This is a genomic window from Dermabacter sp., from assembly GCF_032550575.1.
GTDB lineage: Bacteria > Actinomycetota > Actinomycetes > Actinomycetales > Dermabacteraceae > Dermabacter > Dermabacter hominis.
The window spans coordinates 506880-519249 of record NZ_JAWFZC010000001.1 but is presented as its reverse complement, the minus strand read 5'-3'; the positions used below and the strand labels follow the sequence as shown (position 1 = coordinate 519249).

Below are 12370 nucleotides of genomic sequence, written 5' to 3'. Positions count from 1 at the left end.
TCTTCCGATGTGAGAAAACTTCTAACGACCAAGACTAACGGAATGTGCGCTCTTCACTTTGGGGAGTGCTCGGTAGCACGACACGAATCGTTGAACTCGGATCTCTCGCGCCACGCCCGGGATGGTCGATGACGTCGATCGTTCCGCCGTGCAGCTCGACCGCCCAGCGGGCGATAGCGAGGCCGAGACCCGTACCGCCGCTGTGATCGGGGCTCCCACCTCGCTCGAACCGCTCGAAGACGGTCTCGCGGTCGGCCTCGGCGATTCCGGGCCCCTGGTCTCGCACTTCTATGGCAACATGCTCGCGGTCCTCGAGCCTCCACGCCCGCACGTAGATCGTTCCTCTGCTCGGCGAATGCCTGGACGCATTGTCGAGGAGGTTCGCGATGACCTGGTGGATGCGTGCGGGATCGGCATCGACGGTCAATTCTTGCGGCTGCACGTCGATCACGAAGCGCACGTCGCGCTCTTGGGTCCGGGCGGCAAGCTGAGCGGTATCGACAGCCTCATGCAAAAACGGCGTGAGTTCAATCCGCTCGCGTTCGATATCCACGACTCCCGCTTCGAGTCTCGAAAGGTCGAGCAGGTGGGTCACGAGCCTTGTGAGGCGTTCGGTTTCATTGAGCGCGATCGCGAGGCTTTCCGTCGTGGCGGGGGTAACGCCGTCGACCATATTTTCGAGTTGACCCCTCAGCGCCGCGACGGGCGTGCGAAGTTCATGGGAGACGTTGGCCACGAGGTCTCTGCGTAGCTCGTCCGTGCGGGCGAGCTCGGCGGACATTGAGTTGAAGGCCGACGCTAGCTGGCCCACTTCGTCGCGGGATTTTGTCGTGACACGCCTGCCATAGTCACCCATCGCCATCGCTTTTGCGGCGACGGTCATTTCCCGCAAGGGACGCGTCATGCCACGCGCGAGGATCTGGGTGACGAGGAGCGCAGCGAAAACCGTGAGGGGAATGAAAAGCAGGGGGCTCAGTCCTGCGGCCGATCCGGCCCAACCGAGGAGGGCAGCAACGAGCACGGAGACGGCAACGATGACCCCGAGTTTGACCTTGAACGCGCCAAAGCGCTGAAGGGGCGATCCGTCGAGAGCCTGCGTCGGAACCTTCACGCGAGCGAGCCCTCCGGAACTTCGAGCGCGTACCCGACCCCGTGCACGGTCCTCACAAGATCGCTTCCGAGTTTGCGGCGAAGCGCCTTGACATGGGAATCAACCGTGCGCGTTCCGGTTGCATCGACCCAGTCCCATACGTCCTCGAGGAGCTGCTCGCGCGTGAGCACGGTTCCGGGGGCGAGTGCGAGGCACACGAGCAGGTCGTATTCGGTGGGGGTGAGGTGTGCCTCGGTTCCGCCCCGCGTGACTCGCCTCGAATCGCGGTCGATGTGGAGGTCGCCGAGCTCGATCGTGGAGGGCGCATTGGCGGTTGCGGGTGCGGAGGAGCTTCGGCGCACGCGCCGCACGAGAGCTTTGAGTCGAGCGACGAGTTCGCGCATCGAGAAGGGCTTGGTCATGTAGTCGTCGGCTCCCACACCGAGCCCCACGAGCATGTCGGCCTCTTCATCGCGGGCCGTGAGCATGAGTACCCCGAACTCGCCGAGACCACGGACTCGCCGACACACTTCGAGCCCATCGAAGCCGGGGAGCATGACGTCAAGGACGACGGCATCGGGCTTGAAGTTTTCGATCGCCGTGACGCCCGAGGGGCCATCGTGAGCGATGGCGACAGCCCAACCTTCAGCGCTCAGGCGGTCGCTAATCGTGCGTGCGATCGTGCGCTCATCCTCGACAACGACGATCCGGGCGTGGTGCTCCGCGGCGCTCGCGGGGGTGATTGAGGTCCTCATCATGCTCCCAAGCCTATTGTGTGAATCGACCCGTCACTGTGAAGGAATCGTGCACTATAGTGGCGCCTACGATGAACGAGAACGATTCACCCCCTCGAAGTTGCATGCCCCCTCACCGAGGTCGCTCGTGCGGCGCTTCATTCCTGTGTGTCGTGAGCGGTGAGCGGGCATCATGACCTGGATCCTCCTCGGCGTGGGGCTTCTCCTCACCGCCGGCACCGCTATTTTTGTGGCCTCTGAGTTCTCCCTCGTTGCGCTCGATAAGCACACGGTTGAAAAGGCCGTGGCGCGCGGTGATAAAGGCGCGAGGGGCGTCATGAGCGCTCTCACGCACCTTTCCACGAACCTTTCGGGTGCCCAGGTGGGTATCACCATCACGACGTTGATCTTCGGTTTCGCGGTTAAAGACCCGCTGACCGAAGTCCTCTCGAGCCTACTCGCCTTCACCGGCATGGAAGCATCACTTGTCGCCACCACTGCGCTCACTCTCGCGATGGTGCTCTCCTACGGTTTCTCGGTCGTGTTCGGTGAGCTCATCCCCAAGAACCTTGCGATCGCCGCGCCTTTTGAAACGGCGAAGATCGTGGCGCCCCTTCAGCACGGCTTCACGATCGCGCTCAAGCCGCTCATCATGATGTTCAACGCGACCGCGAACTTCTTTTTGCGCTTGCTTGGAGTCGAGCCGCAAGAGGAGCTCTCGGCTGCGCGCTCACCCGCCGAGCTCGATTCGCTCGTGAGGCACTCGGCCCAGGCGGGCACGCTCGATGAGGGCACGGCGATTCTTCTTTCGCGCACGCTACAGCTGGCCGATCGCACTGCCGCCGACGTGATGACGCACCGCGGTGCGATGATCAGCATCGATATGAGCGAGCCGGCGTCGGAAGTGCTCGCCCTCACCGCTGACTCCGGCAAGTCCCGCTTTCCCGTGACTGACGAGAGCGAAGATGACGTTGTGGGTATCGTGCAGGCGCGCCAGGCGATCAAGCTTCCTCGCTCCGAGCGCTCGAGCACGAGCGTGAAAGAGATCATGAGCGAGGTCGTACGGGTTCCTGAAACCGTCGGTCTTGATTCTCTGCTCGAGGACCTCCGCGCCCAGGGTGCGCAGCTCGCCGTCGTGATCGACGAATACGGCGGAACCGCAGGCATCGTCACCCTCGAAGACGTGATCGAAGAGATCGTGGGTGAGGTATCTGACGAGCACGACACCGATGAGCCCGAACGTTTCGCGCAGGGCGGGATCGACGAGTGGACCCTCTCGGGCCTTATGCGACCCGACGAAATTCGCCGCGATATGGGCGTGATCGTTCCCGAATCGCCCGACTACGAGACGCTCGGCGGGCTCATCATGGACCGCCTCGAGCGACTCCCGCAGGTTGGCGACGTCGTGGAGGTCCCCGGCGTACGATTCGCGGTCACTGCGCTCGACGGCCGACGCGTGGACACGGTCGATATGAAACTGCTCTCTGACGAAGCGCGTGCACGCGTTGACGACGAGGAGGGGGACGACCATGAGTGATCTTTCCGCGCTCCTCATCGGCCTTGCGATGCTCGTTGGTAACGCCTACTTCGTGGGGGCCGAGTTTGCCGTCATGAGTGTGCGCCGCAGTCAGCTCGAGCCACTCGCGGCCGAAGGCAAGCCCGGCGCGAAGACGGCGCTGTGGGCGATCCAGCATGTCTCGCTCATGCTCGCAACCGCCCAGTTCGGCGTGACCGTGTGCTCCGTGACGCTCGGTGCGGTTGCAGAACCCGCGATCGCGCACTTGATTGAACCGATCTTCGAGAGTTTCAACGTTCCCGAGGCGCTCGTGCACCCGATCTCGTTCACGATTGCGCTTCTGATCGCGAGCTACCTTCACGTGGTGCTCGGCGAAATGGTGCCGAAGAACCTTTCGATCGCGCTTCCGGTGGGCTCGGCGCGGCTCCTCGCACCCCCGCTCGTGTGGCTCACCAAGATTCTCCGACCCGTGATTTGGCTTCTCAATGCCACCGCGAACGCCTCGCTGCGTCTCATCGGAGTTGAGCCACAAAACGAAGTATCCTCACAGTTCACGGCCGAGGACATCGCCGCGATCGTGGACGAATCTGAACGCGAGGGGCTCCTTGACGATGAACAGGGTCTGCTCAAGGGAGCGATCCAATTCTCCGATCACGTTGCGGGTGATGTCATGGTGCCCATGGATGATGTGGTGACCGTCGGCTACGGCATCACCCCCCAGGAGTTCGAGGAGATCGTGGCGCGCACGGGCTTCAGCCGCCTCGGCGTGAAGAACGATGCGGGGGACCTCGTGGGCTACCTGCACCTCAAGGACATGATCGTGCTCGATGACGAGGACCCGGCCGTCTACACCACACCGGTAAGCCCCGGGAAGGTGCGCGCGGTCGTGTCGGTTGCCGACGACGACGACGTGGAAGAGGTGTTGCGCGCGATGCAGTACAACGGTGCGCACATGGCTCGCGTCGACTCCGCGAACCATCGCAGCGTGGGCGCGGTATTCCTCGAGGACGTCCTTGAAGAGCTCGTGGGCGAAGTCAATGACGTCATGCAGCGTCAGCGGCTCGGGGGATCGCGACCGACGGCCGCGCGCCCCTCACCCGCACAGTAAAGACGTGTGACGCTCGTCACGGGTGACTGTGGGCAGTTAAGTGCTGTGGAGGGGCTTTGCGCGCCTGAACCGTGATGGGAGAGACGCCGACGGTAAAAATTCGGCAATCACTCGGCCAGGTGGGACGGTTGGGGCTCTTCGCGGGCCTACGTTAGTAGTGGCTTGAAAAGCGGAGCTTCCCCCTCCGCAAGAGCTCGCGCGAGAGATGCTCGCGCGACCACCGAACATTGGCAAGGCAGAAGGACACTCAACGTGGCGAAGCATCGCGCAGCCGGAAGGGCACAGATGAGGCCCCTCCAGCCGGCACAGGGGACACGACGCAACTCGGAGGCTGCGAGCTCGGCCATGAAGGTCGGCGTTGTGGGCGCCCTCGCCACGGCGACAATTGCCGTTCCTCTCGCCGCTGCCGCCGCCGATCAGGGCACGGCTCTTCCCTCGAGTGTCGAGGCCACATCGCAGCCCGTCGCCTCCAAGGCGCAGGAAGTTGCTTCGCCTTCTCCCGTTGCAAACGCGGCGATCCCGGCAGCCACCCAGACTGACCAGGTCAGCTACGCGGATAGCACCATCGAGGGGAACCTTGAGGCCAAGGCTGATTCGCCTCTCACCGGAAGCGCTCTCAATGCTGGCGATGTCGCCGGCGAGGGTCAGTGGCAAAAGCCCACTCCTGGCGCGCCTATAACGTCACCGTTTGGCTACCGCATTCACCCGACTCTCGGGTATCGCAAAATGCACGATGGCGTTGACTTCGGCGCGAACTGTGGCACCCCCGTCTACGCCGCTGAGTCCGGCACCGTCGAGATCGCCGGGTACAAGAGCTCCGGGAGCGGCATTGCCGTCGTGCTCGATCACGGCAACGGTGCTCAGACCGAGTACTACCACCTTTCATCCGTATCTGTGAGCGCGGGCGACACGGTTGAGAAGGGCCAGCAGGTGGGCAAGGTTGGCTCCACCGGCCGCTCGACCGGCTGCCACCTTCACTTCGGCCTGAAGAAGGGCGAAAGCCACGTCGATCCGATGTCGCTGTGGCGTTGAGCCCGGTCGTTCTTGGAGTCGAGTCCTCGTGCGATGAGACCGGCTTCGGCATTGTCAGTGAGGGAAAGCTTCTAGGTCAGGGGCTTGCCTCATCCGCTTCGAAACACGCGGAATTCGGGGGAGTCGTTCCCGAGATCGCTGCACGCGCGCATCTTGATGCGGTTGTCCCCACTCTCCAGATCGCGCTTCAAGACGCCGGCGTTGAGCCGAAAGACATCACGCACGTCGCCGCAACCTCCGGCCCGGGCCTTGCCACGGCCGTACACGTGGGCCTCGCGGCGGCGAAGTCGATCGCGTGGGCTCTCGATAAGCCTCTGTACGGCGTCCACCACCTCGCTGGTCACGCCGCTGCCGACACGCTCGAGCACGGCCCGCTTCCCGATCACAGCATCATCCTGATCGTCTCTGGCGGCCACACGTCTATTCTCGAGGTTCGCGACCTCGTTCGTGACCCGATCGTGCACCTCGGTGACACTCTCGACGACGCCGCGGGTGAGGCCTTCGATAAGGTTTCCCGCCTGCTCGGTCTCGGTTACCCCGGCGGTCCCGCAATCTCGAAGGCTGCCCTCGAGGGGGACCGCGAGGCGTTCCGGTTCCCGCGCGCGATGCTCCGTGCGGGTGATCACCCGTACACGTTCTCGTTCTCGGGAGTGAAGACGGCCGTGGCCCGGACCGTGGAGCAGATCGAGCGCACCGGCGCCGCTGTTCCCGTCGCGGACATTGCTGCATCCTTCGAGGAGGCGGTCGTAGACGTGCTCGTGACCAAGGCTGTGAAGGCGTGCCAGGAGAAGAAGCTGAGCACCCTCGTCATGGTTGGTGGCGTCGCCGCGAACCGGCATCTTCGCAAGAAGGCGCAGGAGCAGTGCGACAAGCTCGGCATTGAGCTTCGTGTGCCACCGCCGAGCCTGTGCACCGACAACGGCGCGATGATTGCCGCCGTCGGCGATCTTCTTGTGCGCAGCGGCGCCGAGCCGAGTGGCCTCGGTATCGCGGCGGATCCGTCGGCGGTTCTTCACGGCGCCCAGCTGCCTGTTCCCGCCTAGCGCATCACGTTTCGCGCCCTCAGGGCGCGCCCCGTGCCCGATCTTGCTAGACTGGCACGGTTGCCCGCGTAGCTCAGTGGATAGAGCGTCTGCCTCCGGAGCAGAAGGTCGTAGGTTCGAGTCCTGTCGCGGGCGCCACTATTTTTTTGCCGTCGCGGTAGAGTCGCCTCATGACGGATACAGAATGGGTACCGGCCCTCACGATCAATGGTGAAACCTCGTACGAGGCGAAGCATGAGTGCGAAATCGGCCTAGAGCGCACCCTCGAGCGCATGGACGGCGAGAATCTCCACTCGCTCGTGCTGTGGCACTATCCGGCAGACGAGGATTTTGCCATCCCCGACTATCTCGACCAGTACCTTCAGTGTGCGGGCACTGCCGAGCGCCTCACGATCGAGTTTCGTTACACCAGGTCCGACGGCACCTACGTGCACTTTGTTCTCTGTCGCGAAGAGCCGGAGGGCGATGAAACTTCGGCGATCCATCCCCGCTACCCGAGCATCCAGGTTTATCCCGAGGATGTCTGGACCGCAGCAGAAGCCGCCCCCATTTTCGATTACTACGCCCGCGAGGTGATGATTCCAGATTGGGTGCTGGGGCGGGAAATTGACTTGTGAATCTCAAAGGCGTTTTGGCCTGAGAGGGTTCTTCGCATGACCTAGGGCACCGCTGAGGCAGAAGCAGTGGTCGTTGAGCGATGGTGGGTTCGAATCCTGTAACGGCCCCCAAGAGCCCCAATTGCCTGCGATTTCCCCGCCGAAACGACGGTTGATTCTCGAGTCATTTTTGCCAAACTACGCTCAATGTGGCGTAGCTTCCGCGGGCAGCTTCGCAGAACCCCTGAGGAGTCTCGCGTCGCCGCCGCCGCGTCGGCGCCGAAACTTTGCTAGCATGACGCCAACAGTTCAGCCCGCCACGATAGTAGTCGTGAGTGGGCTGGATTTCTTCGATGGGGCCGGGTTGGGGAGAGAGTACCATCGAGTGTCGGTATACCAAGTCCGACGATTCCTACGTGCACTTTGTTCTCTGCCGCGAATAGCCGGAGGATGATGAAATTTCGGTGATCCACTCCCCCATTACCCGAGTAGCCAGGTTTACTCCGAAGAAGCAAAGACCGCGGTCTACGCTGTCCCCATCTTCGACTAATCCGCCCGTGAGGTGATGATTCCTGATCGGGTGCTGGAGCGGGAGGTGAAGATATGAGACCCGATCAGAGTCTCATGAACGGGTTGCTCGGCGACCCCTAGTCAACAGGCGCCTTGCAAGTGTTCTAAGGGGTTTATGTTCGAGTGGAAGTGCGTCGGGCGTGGTCGATTGAGTTCGGGTCGGTGCTACGGCCGCTTGCCATGCATCCCATGCGTACTCGAGTAGCTCTGCCGGCACTCCCCAAGCTTTACAAAGCTGCTCATCTAGTTCAAGAGTGTCCAGGCCGGTATTCCAAGTAAGCGCGCGTGCGTGAACAATTGCTGACGAGTGATTCCAATAAAGGCTGATATTCTCCAGAGCTTCAGATCGTTTGCTGCCGTACCACTCTGCTGCCAACTCGAAAAGATCACTGTCGGACTTGTGTGAGCGAGCTTTGAGCCCCAACTTTTCCAACTCATCACCAATGGCTTTTTGATACGACTTAGCCGTGTTGCTCAGATACGAGGTATCGACACGACTCTTGTGATCAAAGTCTATCTTTGAGAATTTCGTAAGAGTATCAGCGTCGTCATTCATGATCTGAAGTGCTCTCTTTCGTCTTTCCGTGCGTGATTCTCCGCTTAATATGTAGAGTGTACGTACTGCGGCAATCGCGGCTGTGCGGGATAATACGAAGGAGGGCCGTAGGGAGAGTCCCCCAGCGGTCGCCATTAGGAAATTGTGGTGGGCAACGTATGCCTCGCCACCTTGAGAAAGAATTCGCCATGTGAAGGTCGCCAGGTCGATCTTCTCCCCAGGGAGAGGGGTAGGGTCGTAGAGCTTCGCGGACTCTGACAGTGGCGCTTCGCCTGGGTTATTTATCCGGCGAATCCAATTTTCACCGTTTTCGATGATGAAAGCTTTTAGCTCGCTGCTCATATTTCAAGTTTACACAATCATGATCTTCTAATTGAGATGATCGGAAGAATGGTGTCAAGCCCTGGGATCTTGGTCTTGAGAGTGAAGTTGCTTGGGGCGGTGCGGTGTTTATTCGTGATCGATTACAGACTTGATACGTCTAACTGCACTGAAAGCTGATCTTCACGACTACGTCGATCGCTGGTTTGGTGTGGCGGTTGATAGTGGAGTGTTAGGAGCCCACTCGACATTTAGTGATTGTTGTGGATGATTAGGTGGACGCCTTCGATTGTCTCGCTGGCAAGGGCGACTTCGTCAAAAATCCAGCAGCTCCTGGACTCCCCGGGGCGGATCCACTTAAGGAGCGCGGCGTTGTGCGCCGCCCGTTTCCCGGACGAGTCCAGCAACCACTGGACCTGATGCTGCCAGCCTACCCATCTTCTCTTTCGTGTCCAGTGCTTGGAGTGGTGATTTTGCTCGGCGCGTAGGTCACGGTCGCGGGATCCGAGTCCTGGACGCGCTTCGTGGCAGCGCGGCGTAGTTCCAGGTGTTCGCCTAGGGTGCCCGCTAATCCCAGCCTGCGGCTATGAGAGAATCGAACGGTCAGTTGCATGAATTACGGGAACGGGCGATGACCGACACTTCTGAACTTCTCGATTCGATCACTCCGAAACAAACGGCCAAGGTGAACGTGTTGGAGAGGGCGGTGTGGCAAACTGCCGACGATTTCCTTCGCCTCATCGTTCCCGCGGAAAACTACGGCGATTACATCATCCCGTTCACGGTGCTGCGTCGCCTCGAAGGAAGGCTCGAGCCTACGAAGCCTCAGGTACTCGACCTCGTCAGTCGCGAGACCGCGAAGGGTACGCTTCCGCATGTCCTTGCGATGAAGATCGAGAGTCTGTTTGATTTGCGGTTCTGGAACACTTCGAAACTATCGCTCGAGCGTCTCGCAACCTCGGACGACGAATTGAACTCCGGGCTGAAGCAATACCTCCACTCGTTCTCGGCAAACATCCTGGGCATCTGGGATGCGTTCGAGTTCGAAAAGCTCATCGACTTCCTTGATCGCAACGATCAACTGTGGAACATGGTGAATCATTTCGCCTCGATCGACATGAGCGACGCAGCCCTCCAGGATCACACGATGGGTGACATCTTTGAGAACCTCATGTACCGCTCGTTCGCCCGCAAGGCGAAAGATGCCGGTGAGTTCTATACGCCGCGCGATGCCGTGCGGCTTATGACCTCGATCCTGTTCACTTCGGACGACACGGAGCTTGAAGACGACGGCATCATTCGCACGGTTTACGATCCGACGGCCGGCACGTGTGGCATGCTCATTACTGCGCGCAACGCGCTCCGCAAAATCAACCCGGGCATCGATGTCGTGATCGCGGGCCAAGAGCTCAAGGAGTCGTCGTATGCACTCGGCAAATCGGACCTGCTCATGCAGGGGTTCAGAGATCCGGAGGTTCTCAAGTTCGGTAATTCCCTGACGAACGATCAGTACAAGGATCAAAAGTTCGATTACATCCTCGCGAACCCTCCCTATGGCTCGTCGTGGAAGGCGTTCCAGGGAAAAGTCAAAGAGCTTCAAGAGCTGGGTGATCCTCGGTTTTCGGAGGGTCTGCCGTCAGTAAGTGATGGGCAGATGCTCTTCCTCATGCACATCGCACACAAACTCGCCCCCGCGGATGGTCCTACCAAAGGCGGGCGAGCCGCAGTCGTCACCAACGGCTCCCCGTTGTTTACCGGCGATGCAGAGTCGGGCCCTGATGGCATCCGTAAATTCCTTATCGGTGCCGAGGGCGGCAACGACATCCTGGATGCGATTATCGCGCTGCCGAACGATATGTTCTACAACACCGGCATCGCGACCTACGTGTGGATTCTCGATCGCAACAAGGAACCCCGCAGGCGGGGGAAGATTCAGTTCATTGACGCGACCGAGATGTGCGCGTCCATGCGCAAAAACATGGGCCAAAAGCGCGTGGAACTCAGTGATGCGAATATTCGGGAGATCACAAAGCTCTATAAGAACTTCGAACCGAACGAGCACTCGATCATCGTCACTCCCGACGAACTCACGTACCGCGACGTGCCGATGTTCAAGACTGCCCACTATTCGGTGTCTGTCACCGATGAAACGGTCGAACAGGCGCTTGAGCATAAGTCGGCATTCTCCGAGCATGAGCCAGTCGTTCGCAACATGGCTGGCCGAGCGTACAACGAGCTGCCGAAGGCGCTGAAAGCCCAGGCGAGAAAGCACGGGGTCAAGATGGGCGCACTTCTGCTGAAGCACATCATGGCAGCACTCGCAATCGTTGACGAAAACGCACCAGAATCGCTCGATGAGAAGGGGAATCCTGTCATTGATTCCTCCACTAAACTCACCGAGCGGATCCCCTACACCGAGAACGTTGCTGAGCACATGAAACGCGAAGTGCTCCCGTTCGTCCCCGACATGCAATGGGATGAATCTGCCGCAAAGGTTGGCACGGAGCTGCCCCTCACCCGCCTGTTCTACAAACCCGAGGAGACCCGGTCCCTCGAAGAGCTCGACGCCGCAATAGCTGCCTCCCTCGAGCGGATCTACACGAAGTTCAAGGACGTGCGTTCAGATGACTGACTGGCAACCAACGCCTTTTGGTGCGCTATTTCGGAGACTTCCCCGAAGAATTGGGCATCCTCATGAAGAGCTGCTATCGGTTTATAGAGACTTCGGCGTTATTAGAAAAACTGATCGAGATGATAATCATAATCGACCTGGCGCGTTAGAAGATTATCAACTTGTACGACCAGGCGACTTGGTATTTAATAAGATGAAGGCATGGCAGGGGTCGCTGGGGATTTCATCCATTCGAGGCATTGTGTCCCCTGCGTATTTTGTCTACGAGCCTTTGTTGGACAATGATTCGACTTTCATGCATTATGCGTTACGTTCGCAAGACTCTATTGATTACTATGCAGCACACTCAACGGGTATTCGTGTTAATCAGTGGGATTTGAGTCCGGAGTGGCTCGACATGATGAAACTTCCGGTTCCCGGATATGCCACTCAGCGACGCATCGCGGACTACCTCGACGATGAAGTTCGCAAGATAGACGACCTCGCCACAGAGCTTGGTGAATTGATTGAAAACCTGGAACTGAGGAGGGGGGCGAAGACTGATGCGCTCGTGAATGCTTCAGGCAGCAACGATTTGCCGCTTGGGATCATTGCAGACATAAAAATCGGTAAAATGCTTGCGGCGTCCTCGGATGAAGAAAGCAAAGATTTGCCGTACTTGCGTGCGGCTCACATTCAACCTGCTGGTCGACTGGATCTAAGTGTTGAAGAGAAGCGAATGGAATTCTCTGCGGCTGAGCGTGAAGCCTTCTCCCTTCGAAAAGGGGACATCTTGATCGTGGAAGGCGGCGCCGGGTACGGACGTAGTGTGTTGCTTTCTGAAGATCTACCTAATATGGGATTTCAGAACTCTGTAAATCGGGTTCGAGTTAAAAAATCCATGGTAAACGCAAAGTTCGTGTACTACATGTTGCAAAGCGCCAAGATGAATGGTCGTATCGAAATGGTGTGTGACACTGCGACGATCCCTCATTTCACTAGTGAGAAAGTGTCGAGATTTCGGATCCCGGTTCCTTCCCTTGAGAAGCAGCGGGAGATCGCGGACGAGCTGGATCGCGAGACTGCCGAGATGGACTTCCTCATCAAGGAGGCCACAGAGCTGATCGAGAATCTGAAGGCGCGTAAGACGGCGCTCATTACTGAAGTGGTGACGGGACGGAAGAAGGTTTAGA

10 protein-coding genes and 1 tRNA gene are annotated in these 12370 nt (G+C 59.5%); 8 read left to right on the top strand and 3 right to left on the bottom strand.

Annotated elements, in window-relative coordinates; translation table 11 throughout:
* Window positions 1-34: 34 nt before the first annotated feature.
* Entirely contained in the window at window positions 35-1111 is a 1077-nt protein-coding gene (locus E6X30_RS02340) for an ATP-binding protein (protein ID WP_316335672.1), read from the bottom strand.
* Entirely contained in the window at window positions 1108-1848 is a 741-nt protein-coding gene (locus E6X30_RS02335; RefSeq protein ID WP_316335671.1) for a response regulator transcription factor, read from the bottom strand. The genes E6X30_RS02340 and E6X30_RS02335 overlap by 4 nt, the downstream gene beginning before the upstream one ends.
* 169 nt (window positions 1849-2017) lie before the next feature.
* Between E6X30_RS02335 and E6X30_RS02330 the strand changes: the two genes are divergently transcribed.
* From E6X30_RS02330 to E6X30_RS02305, 6 genes are all read left to right on the top strand, one after another.
* On the top strand, window positions 2018-3361 hold the full coding sequence (locus E6X30_RS02330; RefSeq protein ID WP_070436196.1) for a hemolysin family protein: 1344 nt from the start codon (window positions 2018-2020) through the stop codon (window positions 3359-3361).
* A complete protein-coding gene (locus E6X30_RS02325) occupies window positions 3354-4448 on the top strand; it encodes a hemolysin family protein (RefSeq protein ID WP_316335670.1) in 1095 nt (364 codons plus the stop codon). The genes E6X30_RS02330 and E6X30_RS02325 overlap by 8 nt, the downstream gene beginning before the upstream one ends.
* Window positions 4449-4700: 252 nt before the next feature.
* Complete coding sequence (locus E6X30_RS02320; RefSeq protein WP_316335669.1) at window positions 4701-5480, top strand: M23 family metallopeptidase; 780 nt, start codon at window positions 4701-4703, stop codon at window positions 5478-5480.
* Complete coding sequence (gene tsaD, locus E6X30_RS02315; RefSeq protein WP_316335668.1) at window positions 5471-6523, top strand: tRNA (adenosine(37)-N6)-threonylcarbamoyltransferase complex transferase subunit TsaD; 1053 nt, start codon at window positions 5471-5473, stop codon at window positions 6521-6523. Before E6X30_RS02320 ends, tsaD begins: the two co-directional genes overlap by 10 nt.
* A gap of 62 nt (window positions 6524-6585) precedes the next feature.
* A tRNA-Arg gene (locus E6X30_RS02310) sits at window positions 6586-6661 on the top strand.
* A 32-nt stretch (window positions 6662-6693) separates the two neighbouring features.
* On the top strand, window positions 6694-7140 hold the full coding sequence (locus E6X30_RS02305; RefSeq protein ID WP_316335667.1) for a hypothetical protein: 447 nt from the start codon (window positions 6694-6696) through the stop codon (window positions 7138-7140).
* Between the two features lie 601 nt (window positions 7141-7741).
* Here the strand turns inward: E6X30_RS02305 and E6X30_RS02300 are convergent.
* The gene (locus tag E6X30_RS02300) at window positions 7742-8587 is read right to left on the bottom strand and encodes a hypothetical protein (protein WP_316335666.1); all 846 of its coding nucleotides are present in this window, start codon (window positions 8585-8587) and stop codon (window positions 7742-7744) included.
* A gap of 610 nt (window positions 8588-9197) precedes the next feature.
* Between E6X30_RS02300 and E6X30_RS02295 the strand changes: the two genes are divergently transcribed.
* Together E6X30_RS02295 and E6X30_RS02290 are read left to right on the top strand one after the other, a co-directional pair.
* Window positions 9198-11198 (top strand): class I SAM-dependent DNA methyltransferase, encoded by a 2001-nt coding sequence (locus E6X30_RS02295; protein ID WP_316335665.1) that lies wholly within the window; start codon window positions 9198-9200, stop codon window positions 11196-11198.
* Window positions 11191-12369, top strand: a complete 1179-nt coding sequence (locus E6X30_RS02290) for a restriction endonuclease subunit S (protein WP_316335664.1) — start codon at window positions 11191-11193, stop codon at window positions 12367-12369. The genes E6X30_RS02295 and E6X30_RS02290 overlap by 8 nt, the downstream gene beginning before the upstream one ends.
* Window position 12370: the final 1 nt, after the last annotated feature.